Genomic DNA, 14,877 nt, shown 5'->3' on the forward strand with positions numbered 1-14,877 from the left:
GGTCGTGGCGACCGGGTCCGGCTGGGGCTCCTCGGCGGTGGGCGTGGGGCCGGCGGACGGGTCGATGGACGGGTCGGCGGCCGGTGGCTCGGTGTCCGGCGGCTCCGAGGGCGAGGGCTCGGCGGCCTCGGCCGGCTCGGTCGTCGGAGCGAGGAGCGGCGGGGTCACCTCGGAGCTCTGGGCGGTCAGGGTGCGCTCGCCGTCGAGGGTGTTCACGAGGACGAGCCCCACCGTGATGACCACTCCGGTGCACACCGCGCCGATCGCGATCTTGCCCGTGAGCTTGGACATCAGCTTGCCCGGCCTGCCGAAGCGGGTCTCGGCGAGCGTGGTGTGCACCTGCGCCGGCGCGTCCGGTGCCGACGGGAACAGCAGGAGCAGCAGCCCGGCCAGCGCCGACAGCCGCCGCCTGCCCCGCTCCTCCCAGTCCTCGCCGTACGCGCCCGCCGCGACGGCCTCCAGCTCGGCCAGGAACGCCTCGGCCGATACGGGACGCGCGGCCGCCTGCTTGGCCATGCCGCGCTCGACCAGGTCGCGCAGCGGCGCCGGCACCTCCTCGACCGGCGGCGGGGTGGCCTGGTGCTGGTGGGCCAGCGCGGCGACGTTCGAGGCGCGGAACGGCCGGGCGCCCGTGAGGCACTCGAAGAACACCACCGTGGCGGCGTACACGTCGGTGGCGGGCGAGGCCGGCATCCCGGACCACTGCTCGGGTGCCATGTACGGCGGGGTTCCGGCGGCGCGGGCGCCCTCGCCGGCCATCACCGCGATGCCGAAGTCGACGAGCTTGCTGTCGCCGTCGCCCCGGACGATGACGTTCTCGGGCTTGAAGTCGCGGTGCACGACGCCGATCGCGTGCGCGGCGGCCAGGCCCTGGAGCGAGCCCTTGAGCACGGTCAGCGCGGCCTCCGGGCCCGTCGGGCCCTCCGACCTGAGCAGTGCGCGCAGGGAGACGCCGTCGACGAGCTCCATGACGATGGCCGCGCCCCGCCCGGTCTCGACGTAGTCGATGAGACGCGCGTTGTGCGGGCTGCGCAGCGTGCCGAGCAGCCTGGCCTCGTGCCGGAAGCGGGCGACGAAGCTCACGTCGGAGCGCAGCTCGTCGGACAGGTACTTGATGGCGACCTCGGCGTCGTCGCGGTCGCGCCGGGCCAGGACCACGCGGCCGGCGGCACCGCTGCCGAGTTCGCGAACCTCGGTGTATCCGGGGACCCCCCACTGCCCATCACCGTACATAACGGTTCTCCTCTGGAGTCTTCTGGGCCCCCACCCTTAACAGACGAGCCGTAGCTTAACCGTCGGATACCTCACCGCGTCACCAGATATCCGTACATCTAGGAAAGTGCAGGTCAGTCGATGGTTCCCGGCTCCTCGGTGGGCTCCTGCGGCGGCTCGCAGGCCGGGGTCCTGCCGCCCGCCGTCGCCGCGCCGCTGCCCGCGCCAGGGCTGGTCGAGGCGTGCACCTGCCAGGTCGTCCCGCAGGGCACCTGGCCGAAGGCGTGGCTCACGGTGCTGACGTAGGAGGTCTCGCCGGACAGCGTCAGCACCCGGGTGCCGGCGACGCCGCCGCCGAGGCGGAAGGTCACGGTCAGCTGGACGGGCCGGGCGTTGCCGGTGCCCACCGCCACCGTGGCCGTGGCCGTGGCGTCGTCGAACGCGGACCGGACGATCGAGACGCTCTTCACCTCCGGCGGGCAGGTCACGCGGGCGCGGGCGGTGGCCGTGCGGCCGCCGGCGCGTACGAGCACCGAGACGGTGGAGTCGCACGGACGGGAGCGGAAGGCGTGGGTGAGGTCCCGGGTGTACGAGGTGCGCCCGGACAGCGTCGCCGAGCGGTCGGCGACGCGGTCCCCGTTGACCGCGAACGCGGCGGTGACGGGCACCTCGGCGGTGCCGCTGGTGGTCATGGTGAGCCGGGCCCGGGCGGTGGCGCCGTCCAGGCGGAGGGTGGCGCGTAACCCGGTGACCTCCGTGGGGCAGGGCGGCACGCTGACCGTGGCCGACCTGGCGCCGCCGGGTGCGGCCGGGGTGGATGCGACGGTGAGGGTGACGTCCTGCCCGCAGGGCCGTTCAGGGAAGGTGTGCCGCAGCGTGCGGGTGTAGGAGGTGTCGCCCCGCAGCCGCAGGCGCTCGGTGTGCACGCTCTTCCCGCCGGCTCGCCAGGTGGCCTCGACGGTGATCGTGGCGGCGCCGGTGGCGGCGAGCGTGAAGGTCCCGGCGGCGACGGCGCCGTCCACGGCGAGCCGGCCGACCCCGAGCCGGGACACCGAGGTCACGGGCGACGGGGTCACGGTCACGGTGGGCGTCGGGGTCGAGGTCGGCGTGACCGTCGGAGTGCTCGTGGGAGTGGACGTCGGCGTGGAGGTGGCCTTGGACGTCGAGGTGGCCTTGGACGTGGAGGTGGACGGGGGCCGGGAGGTGCGCGTCGCGGCCGGCCCGGAGGTGAGCGTGGACGCCGGGGTGGCCGGGCCGGCGGTCGTCGGCGCGCCGGTGGGGACCGCGGCCGAGTCGGTGCCGCCGGGCGGCGCGTCGGTCTCCTCCGGAGGGAGTGACTGCGGGGTGACGCTCGGGACCAGCGAGGGCGGGGCCGCGACGGGGATGCCGGACTCCGTGGGCGGCGCGGCGGCGACCGGCTCGAACGGCGTCTCCCGGTCCCGGTTGGCGATCACCAGCGCGGCCGACACCGCCACCAGCGCGGCCAGCGTCGCGCCCATCGCGGTCTTGGTCACGTGCCCGCGCACGCCGCGGAACCCGTTGCCGAACCGGGTGCGCGCCATCGTGGTCGAGACCTGCGGCTCGGCGGGCGGGGGCTCGGGCATGAGCAGGGCGAGCATCAGCACCAGCGCCGCCAGCCGCCGCCTGCCGCGCTCCTCCCAGTCCTCGCCGTAGGCCGCCGCCGCGACCGTCTCCAGCTCGGCCACGAACGCCTCGGCGCCCGTCGGCCGGGCCGCCGGGTCCTTGGCCAGCCCGCGCTCGATGAGCCCGCGCACCGGCGCGGGCGCGTCCTGGACCGGGATGGGCGCGTGCACGTGCTGGTAGCCGAGCACGACCGGCTCGGTGGACCGGTAGGGCCGCTGCCCGGTCAGGCACTCGAAGAAGACGGCCGTGGCGGCGTAGACGTCGGTCGCGGCCGAGGACGGCTCGCCGGCCCACAGCTCCGGCGCCATGTACGGGGGCGTGCCCTCGGGCTGGGAGATCGTCCCCTGGCGTACGGCGATGCCGAAGTCGACGAGCTTGCTGACGCCGTCGTCGCGGACGATGACGTTCTCCGGCTTGTAGTCGCGGTGCACCAGCCCGGTCTCGTGCGCCTTGGCCAGGCCGAGCAGCGAGCCCTTGAGGACGACCAGCGCCGCCTCCGGCCCGGTGGTGCCGTTCTCGCGCAGCAGGGCGCGCAGCGACACGCCGTTGACCAGCTCCATCACGATGGCGGCGCCCTGCGGGTCCTGGATGTACTCCCACAGCGTGGCGACGTTCGGGTGGCGCAGCGTGGTCAGCGTGCGGGCCTCGGCCCGGAAGCGCGCGAGCGCCACCGGGTCACGCCGCCAGCGGTCCGACAGGTACTTGATCGCGACGTTGATGCCCGTGTCATCGTGCACGGCGAGGACGACCCGGCCGGCGGCGCCGGTGCCGAGCTGCTTCACTTCCGTATAACCAGGAGCTTCCCAGCCCATGTTGCCTCTCCCATCAGAGGCGGCCCACCAAGTTGAGACGCACGAACGAAGAGATTGGTTTGCCCGGTGGGTCCTGATTCATGGAACTACTGTCGGCCGCCGATGTGAACAGGTATGTCGATTCCTTCTGGAAGCACCGGGTCGGGCACCGGCTCACCCCACGTCGTCACCAGCGGCAGCACCCCGGCCCAGATGGGCAGCGCGTAGTCCTCCTCGTCGTCGGAAGGGGGCCCCTGGCGGATCTTGACCGACGCCTCCTCCAGCGACAGCGCGAGCACGGCGGTCTGGGCCAGCTCCTTGCGCGTCGGCCGCCGGGCGTAGTCCCACTGGCCTGGGGCGAGCTGCTCGGTCAGCGCCCGCAGGCCCAGCAGCCGCTCGTCCTCGTCGGTCACCAGCCTGGCCCGGCCGTAGACGACGGCGGAGCGGTAGTTGACCGAATGGTGGAAGGACGAGCGGGCCAGCACGATGCCGTCGAGGTGGGTGACCGTGACGCACACCTCGCTGTCCTTGCCCGCGCGCAGCGATCGGGCGCCGGTCGAGCCGTGCAGGTAGAGGGTGTCGCCCACGCGTCCGTAACCGGTCGGGATCACCATCGGGTGACCGTCGACGACCACTCCCAGGTGGCACACCAGACCGGTGTCGAGCACCTCGTACAGGTCGTCACGGTCGTGGCTGCCGCGCTGCTTCTCCCGGCCGAGCCGGGTACGCGGGGTGGTGGAGAGCATGCGCACGAAGGTAGCCGGAAAGTGGACTTATCCTGTAGAGCCACTGATTGCCGCTTCCCGGAGACCACTTGCGTGCGTACCCTCGTTGACCTGCCCGTATCGCTGTCCCGGGACGCCGCCGTGCCGCTCACTACGCAGCTCGCGGCCTGGCTGCGCGACGCCATGATGTCGGGGGCGCTCGCGCCCGGCGAGCGGCTGCCGTCCTCGCGCGGGCTGGCGGCGCAGCTGGAGGTGAGCCGCACCGTGGTGACCGAGGCCTACCAGCAGCTCTACGCCGAGGGCTGGCTGGACGGCCGGCACGGCTCGGGCACGTTCGTCGCCTCGCTGGAGACGCCGCGCCGCGCGGTCCCCGAGCCGCAGGCCCCGCCGCCTCCGCCGGCGGCCGTGCCCGACGAGCGCACGATCAACCTCACGCCCGGCCACCCGTGGGTGCGCGACTACGACCGCGCCGCCTGGAAGCGCGCCTGGCGCCGGGCCGCCGAGCTGCCGCCCGGCGACTACCCCGACCCGTACGGCCTGCCGCACCTCAGGGAGCTGCTCGCCGGCCACCTGCGCCGCACCAGGGCGGTGGCCGTCGGGCCGGAGAACATCCTGGTCACCCGGGGCACCGGCAACGGGCTCGACCTGTGCGCGCTGGCGCTGCTCGGCCCCGGCGCGAAGGCCGGCGTCGAGGATCCCGGCTATCGCACGGCCCGCGCCGTCTTCGCCGCCCGGGGCGCGGAGGTGGTGCCGTGCCCGGTGGACGAGGACGGCGTGATCGTCGACGGGCTGCCCGACGGCCTGCGCGTCCTGTACACCACCCCGGCCCACCAGTACCCGCTGGGCGGCCGGCTGCCGATCCCGCGCCGGGAGCGGCTGCTGTCGTGGGCCGCGCGGACGGGCGCGGTCATCGTCGAGGACGACTACGACGCCGAGTTCCGCTACGACGTGGCTCCGCTGCCCGCTTTGTACGGCCTGGACCCGTCCCGGGTGGTGCTGCTCGGCACCCTGTCGAAGTCGCTGGCCCCCGACGTCGGCGTCGGGTGGCTGGTGGCCGCGCCCGAGACCGTCGACCGGGTCGCCCGGTTGCGGCGCAGTGTCGCCGACCGCACCAGCGGGCCGGTCCAGCATGCGGTGGCGACGCTGCTGGAGCGCGGCGACCTCGACCGGCACCTGCGCAGGATGCGCCTGGAGTACGCGCGCCGCCGCGCCGTCGTGGTGGAGGTCCTCGGCGCGGTCTGCCGCCTGCGCGGCGACACGGCCGGGCTGCACGTGCTGGCCGAGCTGCCGCCCGGCAGCGCCCCCGGGATCGTCGCGCGGGCCGCCGAGCGCGGCGTCCTGCTCGACACCGTCGAACGTCACCACCACGGCGCCGAGCGCCTGCACGGCCTGGTGATCGGGTACGGTTCGGCGTCCCTGGCGGACGTGCGGCGGGGCTGCCGGATCGTCGCCGGCCTGATCAGGCGTCTGTGATCCCGCCGGCCTGATCAGGCGGGTGCGAGCCCGGCCACCACCGGCAGCGCGCGGGAGGCGTACAGCGGGTCGACCGGCAGCACGTGGCGCGCCCACCGCCGGGCCGGCTCCGGGTCGGGGGAGGGCTCGGTGAACGGCCCGGCGTAGTCGTCGTACGGCGGGTCGTACAGGTAGCCGGTCGCCACGCCGCGCCGCTCCAGCGCGGCGATCGCCGCGTCGCGGTCGCGCACCAGCAGCGGGACGCGGAACAACGGCCGGCTCGGGTCGTCGCGCACGGCCGGGGCGGCCGACGGCAGCGCGGCCAGCCGCTCGACGCCGGCGAGCCGCCCGGCCCGCTCGCGCGGCACCGCCGCCAGCCGCCTGCGCTGGTACCAGCGGGCCAGCGGGCCCCGCGCGGCGCGGTAGTCGTGCAGGTCGGCGCGCACCCAGGGATCGAACGGCGGCAGCAGCGGCGCCACCGGCAGCACCTCGGCCAGCGCCTCGGCCTCCAGCCGGATGCGGTAACCCTCGCGCTCCTCCTGCAGGCCGAGGGCCCGCATCAACCACAGCGCCGGGCGGACCAGATCGAGCCTGAGCGCCGCCTGCCGGGCCATCGAGGTGGCCACCGCGAACAGCTCGGCCCGGAAGGCGCCCGGCTCCAGCAGCTTGTCGCGGGCGATCTCCAGGGCCTTCAGATCGGCGGCGTGCTCGACGGCCAGCACGCCGCCCGAGCCCGCGCCGGGATGCTTGGCGAGGCTGAACACGCCCGCCTGCCCGAACGTGCCGAGAGGGCGCCCGCCGACGTCGGTCTCCATCGCGTGCGCCACGTCCTCCACCAGCACCTTGCCGGTGAACGCCGTCACCTGGTCCGGCAGCCCGTACAGATTGGTGGTCAGGACGGCGTCGACGCGGGAGAGGTCCACGCGGGCGGCGTCGATGTTGCCGTCGCGCGGCGAGAGCGGCGCGATCACCGGGCGCAGCCCGGCCGCCAGCACCAGGAAGAGGATCTCGTCGGCCGAGATCGGCGACATGAGCAGCCGCTGGCCGGGTTCGCACCAGTGGCGTAACGCCAGGTAGAGGCCGAGCCGGTTGGACGGCAGCAGCAGGCAGTGCCGGCCGGTGCGCTCGGCGATGAGCCTCATCCGGGGAGCGTGGCGCGCAGCCGGCCGTAGGTCTTCAGCGCCTTGTCGGCCGTCCTGAGCAGCAGCGGGTTGGCGAGCACCGTGGCGCGGGCCTTGCGCGCGGGCACCCGCAGCATCCAGTGCACGCCGGCCGCCGGGCCGGGCCGGACGACGCGGCCCTCGGCGACGGCCAGCTCGCCGGTCTTCAGCTTCTCCTTGTACTCCTTGTCGCCGCGGCCCATGTCGATCATCTGGATGCCGGCCCCGGCGGCCCGCTCGGCCATCGCCAGGTGGTGGATGAGGCCGGGGGAGTACTTGGCGAACCGCGTGTCGTAGGCGGGGAACCAGCCGGCCAGCGTGGTGCGGGTGCGGATGCCGAAGTGGCCGGCCATCGGCTCGCCGTCGACGTAGACCATGTCGAGGACGCCGGCGAAGCTGTCGGTGCGGGTGGCCAGCAGCCGCTCGACCAGCTCGACGATCCACTGGTGGGCGAACCTGTCGGTGCGGCCGGTGCGCCGGTACTGGTCGGTCTTCCACGCGAGCAGCGTGCGCAGCGGCGCCAGGTCGGGGGTGGCGTAGTCGTGGTGGATCTCGCCGATGTCGCGCTGCAGCTTGCGTGACTTGGCCAGCGTGGACTTGTACGTCTTGCCGGAATGCGCGCGCAGGAAGCCGGTGTAGGCGTCGAAGCCGTCACGCAGGCAGATGATGGGCGACGGGTAGGACTCGTGCCGCCTGCCCAGCAGCGGCTGGCCGGCGACGAGATGGTCGAACTCGTAGACCGACAGCCCGCACTGCCGCAGCAGCCACTGCGCCGGGATGCCGGAGTCCTTCACGTGGATCATGCCCTGGGCGTCGGTGAGTCCGGCGGCCACCGGCTTGCCGATGCCCAGCGGATGCCGCTCGAACGGGAAGAACCCCACGATGTCGGGCCCGTCGTGGATCACCGCGACCCTGACCTGCTCACGCAGCCCGCCGACGGCGATCGTGAACTCCGGGGACAGGAAGGGGTTGTCGAAGGCGGCGTCGGCTTCCTGCAGGGTGCGCCAGCGGCTCAGCTCGGTTGCCCCCAGCTCATCGGGGCGAGCGATCGTGACGTGCATGGGCTCCCACTGTGGACATGCCTCTGCAGGCAGACATGTCCTCTCAGGCTACGGGATCTGGAGTGCGCCCGTCGGCGAAGGTCCGTAACGTTACGCAACTCCCAGGTGGCATTCAGGACCGAGTGGCGTTCTAATAGTTGTCCATGACCGTACCTGGGATTGACCGGCCCCGGCTGTTCGCGTGGATGGGCAGGCACGTGCCCGACGCGGGCGAGCCCCTGTCCGTCTCGCTGATCTCCGGCGGGCGGTCGAACCTGACCTACCTCATCGAGACCCGCGAGCGCCGCGTGGTGCTGCGCCGGCCGCCGCTCGGTCACGTGCTGCCCACCGCGCACGACATGCGGCGGGAGTGGCGGGTCATCTCCGCGCTCGCCCCGACCCCGGTCCCGGTGCCCGAGCCCGTCGCGTTCTGCGCCGACGAGGAGGTCGTGGGGGCGCCGTTCTACCTGATGGGATACGTGGACGGGGCGGCGGTGCGCGGCCGGGACGAGCTCGGCGAGCCGGAGCCCGCGCGGACCAGGCGGCTGGCCGAACGGCTGGCCGAGGTGCTGGCCGCCATCCACGCCGTGGACTACCGGGAGGCGGGCCTGGCGGACTTCGGGCGGCCCGACGGCTACCTGGCCCGGCAGATCGAGCGCTGGGGCCAGCAGTGGGAGCGGTCGAAGACCGCCGACCGGCCCGAGTACGACCGGCTCGTGGCCCGGCTGCGCGAGCGGCTGCCGGCGCGCTCGACCGGCACCCTCGTGCACGGCGACTACCGGCTGGACAACACGCTGGTACGGCTCGGCCCGGAGCCGGAGATCCTGGGCGTGGTGGACTGGGAGATGTCCACGCTCGGCGACCCGCTGGCCGATCTGGGGCTGACGCTGACCTACTGGCACGAGGCCGGGGACGAGGAGCGGGCGAGCATCCCGGTGGCCGGCGACGTCACGACGGCGCCGGGCTTCCTGAACGCCGCCGAGTTCGCCGAGCACTACGCGAAAGCCTCAGGTCGCGATATTTCAGACCTTGGGTTCTACGTGGCTTTCGGCAATTTCAAGCTGGCGGTCATCGTGGAGGGTATCCACGCCCGCTTCCGTCAAGGTAAGACCGTGGGGGAGGGCTTCGACCGGATCGGCTCCGCCGTGCCCACTCTGATCGCCCGCGCGCACCGCATGCTCGACCAACCCTCATAGGAGAGCCATGAGCACAGTTGCACTGATCACCGGGGCCGCGAGCGGCATCGGGGCCTCGGTGGCCCGTCGGCTGGCGGCGGGCGGCGCCAAGTGCGTCCTCGTCGACCTCGACGGTGAGGGCGTGGAGAGGCTCGCCAAGGAGGTGGGCGGCGCCTGGCTGGCCGCCGACGTCAGCACCGAGCAGGCCTCGCACGACGCCGTGGAGCTGGCTGAGGAGCGCTACGGCCGGCTCGACCTGGTCCATCTCAACGCCGGCATCGCCGGCGGCCCCGACCTGGCCGCCTTCGACCCGGCGCGCTACCGCAAGATCGTCGGCGTGAACATCGACGGCGTGGTGTTCGGCGTGGTGGCCGGCGTGCCGCTGCTCAAGCGCTCCGGCGGCGGCGCGATCGTGGTCACCGCCTCGCTGGCCGGGCTCGTCGGCTTCGACGGCGACCCCGTCTACACGATGACCAAGCACGCCGTCGTCGGCCTCGTCCGGGCCCTGGCGGGGCCGCTGGCCAAGGAGAACATCAGGATCGGCGCCGTCTGCCCCGGATTCACCGACACCCCGCTGGTGGCCGACGCCAAGGAGCTGTTCGTCAGCGCCGGGTTCCCCCTGCTCACCGCCGACGACGTGGCCGCCGCCGTCGAGACCGCCTTCTACGCAGAGGATTCGGGCACCTTGCTCGTCGTGCAACCTGGCAGGCAACCGGTGCCGTACCGTTATGCGGGAGTTCCTGGACCCGCGACCGGCCAGCGGCCACCATCGTCCTGATCGGTCGGCACGACCGGATGGATACGGTGTGAAAGGCCGGGCCACCACGCCCGGCCTTTTGGAACGTTGCGTGAGGGGTGGATTCCGTGATTCCGACGGACGGCCGACATGCCCACAGGCGGTCACCGTGGCCGATCGCCGTGGGAGCCGGTGTCCTGGCCGTCCTGCTCGTCGCCGGCATCATGATCTACGCGGGCTCCCGCCCGTCCGGCGACAAGCCCGCCGCCGAGTTCTCCGGCGGTGAGATCGCCCAGCCGGCGCCCAGCTCGCCCGCCCCGTCACTCGACCCGCCGCCCGCGCTGCCCGACTGGCCCCGCTGGGGCGTCACCCACACCCAGTACAGCGCCGACAACGACAACCGCCGCGTGCGGGAGCAGGCCAAGCACATCCTGGGCCGCGTCCCGCTGCTGCAGAACCAGCACATCATGGGCTGGGGCGCCAACAACCCCGAGCCAAGCCCCGGCCAGTACAACTTCCGCGACCTCGACCGGCGGCTCAAGCTCATGGCCGACTCGCGGGCCATCCCGGTCATCACGCTGTGCTGCGCCCCCGACTGGATGAAGGGCGGGCAGCCCGGCCGCACCGACTGGAGCAAGAACCACACCGTCGCCCCCGATCCGGAGCACTTCGACGACTACGCCAAGCTCGCCGCCCGGGTCGCCAGGCAGTACCCGACGGTCAAGCACTACATGGTGTGGAACGAGTTCAAGGGCTTCTGGAACACCTCAACCAACCGGTGGGACGCCGAGGGCTACACCGAGCTCTACAACAAGGTCTACGACGCGCTGAAGCAGGTCGACAGCGAGATCCAGGTCGGCGGCCCGTACGTGCCGATCGTGAGCACCGCGCGCGGCGCCGCCTCCGAGCTGACCGGCCCCTACGGCACCGTCGACCAGCGGGCGCTCGACGCCATCGAATACTGGATCGAGCACAAGAAGGGCGCCGACTTCATCGTCGTCGACGCCGGCACGATGACGACCGACCAGGGCAACATCCCCGACGACTTCGCCGCCACGGGCAAGTTCGGCGCGATCACCCAGTGGCTGCGGCAGAAGAGCGGCAACCTGCCTGTGTGGTGGGCCGAGTGGTACGTCGAGCCGGACGAGTCCGGCTGGAGCGAGGACAAGCGCACCGCCGTGCAGGCCACCGCGCTCATGGAGTTCGCCAGGAGCGGCGTCACCACCGCCCTCTACTGGAACCCGCAGGCCAAGGGCGGCGCCGACTGCCCCGGCTGCCTGTGGACCCCGGGGCGCGGCAAGGAGATGCCCATGGCCGGGCTGCTGAGCGGCTTCACCAGGTGGTTCCCGGCCGGGGTCGAGCTGCAGCAGGTGCAGAGCTCCGACCCGCGCGTCAGGGTGCTGGCGCAGCCCCGCCAGCTCGTCATGGTCAACACCTCCGACGCCGACGTGACCGCCACGGTCGACGGCAGGCAGGTGACGCTCAAGCCGTACGAGATCCAGTGGAGTGGCCGGGGCGGGGCCTGACCCGCGAGCTCCCGTACGTCAGTGAGCGCAGCAGCCGCTCCACCGGGCCGTAGCGGTGCGCGCGCAGCCAGTGGCGGCTCACGAGCACCTGCCCGGCGAAGACGGTGGCGGCGATCACCGCCTGGAGCGGCGGGCCCACCCGGTCGACCAGGGCGAGCCCGTACCCGGTGAAGATCAGCGCGCAGATCAGCGACTGCGCCAGATAGTTCGACAGCGCCATCCGCCCGGCCCAGGCCAGCGCGCGGCCCAGGCGCGGCAGCAGGGGCAGCAGCCGCAGCAGCGTGGCCGCGTAGGCAGCGGCCAGCAGGGGAGCGGTGAGCAGGGCGGCGGCCTCGCCGGCGAAGCGGTGCACCGGGCCGCCCCAGACCGACATCGTGGCGACCAGCGCGCCCGCCAGGCCCACCGGGAAGCCGATCCACTGCATCCGCCGCAGCGTGGCCGTACGCGGCCCGGAGCCGCCCAGCAGGCCCGCCCGGCCCGCCGCCAGGCCCAGCAGGCAGGCGGCCAGCACGGCCGGGGCCTGGAAGAGCACCCGCCTGACGACGATCACCGACAGCTCGCGCAGATGCTCGCCGACGATCTGGACCGCCGACCCCGACAGCGACCGGTCCACCCCGGCGGCCTCGGCCGGCGGGTGCGAGGCCACGCCCGGCAGGTCCACCCCGCGCGCGGCCAGCCAGGCCAGCACCAGGAAACCCAGCGCGAGCAGGCCGGTCAGCGCCGCCGACAGCGCCAGCGCCGTCCTGACCCGGATCCGGCGCAGCAGCAGCAACGCCACCCCCACCACCGCGTACGTGGTCAGGATGTCGCCGGGGAACAGCAGCACCGCGTGTGCCGCGCCGAGCACGAAGAGCCCGGCCAGCCGCCGCAGGAACATCGGCGTGAACGCCAGCCCCCGCCCTGCCGCCGACCCGATCTGCAGGGTCAGGCTGTAGCCGAACAGGAACGAGAACAGCAGGTAGAACTTGTTCTCCACGAGCAGCGTGACGCCCCACCGCACCGCCCAGTCGGCGGGCCCGTCGAACGCCGGCTCCGCGAGCCCGGCCATCCGGTAGCCGGAGGCCAGGAAGGCGATGTTGACCATGAGGATGCCCAGCAGGGCGAAGCCCCGCAGCGCATCAATCGCCGCAATCCTGGAGGTCCCCTGATTAATGCGAAATGTCCCCTGTGCCGCCATCAAGGGACATCATTCCGCATAACCTAAGTGTTTCCTGGGAAATCAGTTGATTCCCGCGATGTAGACGAAGCGTTCGACGACCACGCCCACGGCCACCACGAACGTCGGCACCGCGATCCCCAGCAGCCACCTGCGCGCCCTCGGGGCCCGGCCGGGGCCGTTCAGCCGGATCACCTCGTAGCCGAACAGCGCCATCCACGTCACCGCCAGCGCCCCGACGCCGTACGGCGTCCACGGCGACGTCGGCTCCCCGCGTCCCTCCCACGGGCGCGGATCGGGGATCTCGGTGCCCCGGACGAACTTGCCCCACGTGTAGAGGGCGGCGTCGTCGTTGGAGTAGACCCTCTTCAGATCCGGCGAGGCGTCCAGCGCCGCCCGGAACCGCTCTCCCCAGTCGGCCGGGAAACCGTCGTTGAGCTGCAGATAACTGATCTGACCCTTGCTGACCACCAGATAGGTGTTGCGCGGGCTCTCCGGGCCGGGCCGCATCCGGTCGACCACGTCCTCGATGGCGGTCGGGTCCTTGTGCACCAGCGCCTGCCCGGCGAAGTTGACCAGCTCGATGTCGCGCTCGCCCCACGGCAGCGTGGGCGTGACCTCCCGCCCCACCTTCGGCACCAGATAGACCACCCGGGCGCTCGGCCGGTCGTGCTCGTAGACGTAGTGCATGGCCGCGACCTCGCCCGTGGTCACCCGCTCGAACTTCTCGTTGCCGTAGCGAGCCACTAGGAAGGCCATCGAGAACATGACCGCGAAGCAGGCCGCCAGCACCAGCGACACCTTCTTGGTCAGCTCCGGGTTGAACCGGACGTTCCGCCTGCGTTCGGGGACGGTCTCCTCGCGCACGTCCGTGCCGTCGGCCGGCAGGTTCGGGAAGAACGCGTACGCCGCCAGCAGGCAGGCTCCCGGCAGCGCGAACATGTAGATGCGCAGCCCGATCTCGCCGCCGTAGCTCTGCAGCGCCAGCGCCAGCACCGGCACGCACAGCAGGATCAGCGCCGCCCGGTCGAACACCCCGCGCCGCAGCCGCCGCAGCAGGCCCGTCGCCGCCAGCGCCAGGATCACCACCAGGATGCCCAGCCGCGCCTGCAGCACCATCGCGTGCAGCTCGTCGCTGCCCTCGATCCGGTCGCCGGTGTTGCGCTGCAGGTTCGACACGATGTCGCCCAGGCCGCCGAAGATCGCGTCGATCTGCCCGGCCCAGAAGCCCACCGTCTGATAGCTGATCCAGGCCAGCACCACCAGCCCGAGCAGGAACGGCAGCGCCCACGTCAGCGACGTCCGCTTGAACAGCAGGAACGCCGTCAGCACACCCAGCATCATGAACGGCGTGATCTGGTGCGAGGCCGTCGCCGCCGCGAACAACGCGACCACCAGCATCAGCATCAGCAGCTTGTCGGCCCGGAACATGCCGGTGTTGGCCAGCTCGCCCGGCGTCATCGCGTCCAGCCGGCCCAGCAGCCTGCGCAGACCCTTGGCCGGCACCGGCTTCACCCGCGGCTCCACCCGGCCGAACCACCGCAGCAGGATCGCCACGAACACCAGATAGAGGGCGAACGTGAAGCCCTGCGGCGAGAAGTAGTCCTGCCCGATCCACTGCACCAGCACGAACAGCAGCGCCGCGAACCAGCGCGCCCGCGTCGTCGCCACCACCTGACGCAGGATCAGCACGAACGGCAGCAGGTAGAGCAGGTTCGACAGCAGCGGCGCCCAGTTGAGAATCGGCGTCAGATCGGTGATCCCCGCCGTCTTCGTCACGAACGCGAACAACGCGAAGAACCCCGGCCAGCCCATCCGGCCGTCGATGCTGATCGCCGTGTCGCCGGTCCTCGCGATGAACTCCACGAAACCGGCATGGATGTACGCGGTCGGGAACCGCGGCTCCTCGGCCACCAGCGCCCCGGCGCCATGCAACGCGAACGTGATCGCCGCGATCTGGAACAGCAGCAGGAACTTGCGGTCGGTGCTCTGGGCGACCGTGACGAAGAACGACGCGATCATGATCAGGATGGCCACGAACGCGCTGACCGGCAGCGCCGAGATGAGGCCCAGGCCGTTGATGTCGGCCGGATCCACGCCCCGCAGCGGGCCCGGGCTCACCTTGAGGGCCAGCACGTACATGACCAGGCCCTCTAGCACCAGCAGCACCGGCAACCACTTCGGCGCACTGGCGACCAGCGCGGCCACCTTCCCCGCCCGCCGCTGCCCCGCCCGTTCCCCGAGCGCCGTCGCCCCGGCC

General features: G+C 72.6%; 11 protein-coding genes. 4 read left to right on the forward strand and 7 right to left on the reverse strand.

The genetic code is table 11. The features are described from left to right. The 3 genes from ADY59_RS41305 to ADY59_RS41315 all read right to left on the reverse strand — a co-directional run. Positions 1–1,233: serine/threonine protein kinase (locus tag ADY59_RS41305; RefSeq protein ID WP_049574893.1), on the reverse strand; the 1,233-nt coding region annotated here is incomplete at its 3' end. 113 nt (positions 1,234–1,346) lie between these two features. Next, complete coding sequence (locus tag ADY59_RS47830) at positions 1,347–3,638, reverse strand: serine/threonine-protein kinase (protein WP_053175633.1); 2,292 nt, start codon at positions 3,636–3,638, stop codon at positions 1,347–1,349. A gap of 116 nt (positions 3,639–3,754) precedes the next feature. Next, positions 3,755–4,393 carry a pyridoxamine 5'-phosphate oxidase family protein gene (locus ADY59_RS41315; RefSeq protein ID WP_049574895.1) on the reverse strand — a complete coding sequence of 213 codons (639 nt, stop codon included), beginning with the start codon at positions 4,391–4,393 and terminating at the stop codon, positions 3,755–3,757. Between the two features lie 72 nt (positions 4,394–4,465). On the opposite strand from ADY59_RS41315, the gene pdxR reads away from it, so the two are divergent. Beyond that, positions 4,466–5,845: a MocR-like pyridoxine biosynthesis transcription factor PdxR gene (gene pdxR / locus ADY59_RS41320; protein ID WP_049574897.1), complete on the forward strand. Its 1,380-nt coding sequence runs from the start codon at positions 4,466–4,468 to the stop codon at positions 5,843–5,845. 14 nt (positions 5,846–5,859) lie between these two features. Here the strand turns inward: pdxR and ADY59_RS41325 are convergent, their stop codons facing one another. Together ADY59_RS41325 and ADY59_RS41330 are read right to left on the reverse strand one after the other, a co-directional pair. Continuing rightward, the gene (locus ADY59_RS41325) at positions 5,860–6,966 is read right to left on the reverse strand and encodes a DegT/DnrJ/EryC1/StrS family aminotransferase (RefSeq protein WP_049574900.1); all 1,107 of its coding nucleotides are present in this window, start codon (positions 6,964–6,966) and stop codon (positions 5,860–5,862) included. Then, positions 6,963–8,045: a GNAT family N-acetyltransferase gene (locus ADY59_RS41330; protein ID WP_049574901.1), complete on the reverse strand. Its 1,083-nt coding sequence runs from the start codon at positions 8,043–8,045 to the stop codon at positions 6,963–6,965. The genes ADY59_RS41325 and ADY59_RS41330 overlap by 4 nt, the downstream gene beginning before the upstream one ends. A gap of 143 nt (positions 8,046–8,188) precedes the next feature. Here ADY59_RS41330 and ADY59_RS41335 point away from each other — a divergent pair, with 143 nt between their 5' ends. The 3 genes from ADY59_RS41335 (at position 8,189) to ADY59_RS41345 (ending at position 11,461) form a co-directional block, all read left to right on the forward strand. Next, positions 8,189–9,220: a phosphotransferase family protein gene (locus ADY59_RS41335; RefSeq protein WP_049574902.1), complete on the forward strand. Its 1,032-nt coding sequence runs from the start codon at positions 8,189–8,191 to the stop codon at positions 9,218–9,220. A gap of 7 nt (positions 9,221–9,227) precedes the next feature. Beyond that, the gene (locus ADY59_RS41340) at positions 9,228–9,977 is read left to right on the forward strand and encodes an SDR family oxidoreductase (protein WP_049574905.1); all 750 of its coding nucleotides are present in this window, start codon (positions 9,228–9,230) and stop codon (positions 9,975–9,977) included. 140 nt (positions 9,978–10,117) lie between these two features. Next, positions 10,118–11,461, forward strand: coding sequence for a GH39 family glycosyl hydrolase (locus ADY59_RS41345; protein WP_053175636.1), 1,344 nt, complete (start codon positions 10,118–10,120; stop codon positions 11,459–11,461). Here the strand turns inward: ADY59_RS41345 and ADY59_RS41350 are convergent. Further along, positions 11,418–12,545: a DUF418 domain-containing protein gene (locus ADY59_RS41350; RefSeq protein ID WP_231619142.1), complete on the reverse strand. Its 1,128-nt coding sequence runs from the start codon at positions 12,543–12,545 to the stop codon at positions 11,418–11,420. The two genes, ADY59_RS41345 and ADY59_RS41350, sit on opposite strands and share 44 nt — an antisense overlap. 135 nt (positions 12,546–12,680) lie before the next feature. Continuing rightward, on the reverse strand, positions 12,681–14,877 hold a 2,197-nt coding region (locus ADY59_RS51980; protein ID WP_197094091.1), incomplete at its 5' end, for a hypothetical protein.

It is taken from the genome of Nonomuraea sp. SBT364 (genome assembly GCF_001083785.1).
GTDB lineage: Bacteria > Actinomycetota > Actinomycetes > Streptosporangiales > Streptosporangiaceae > Nonomuraea.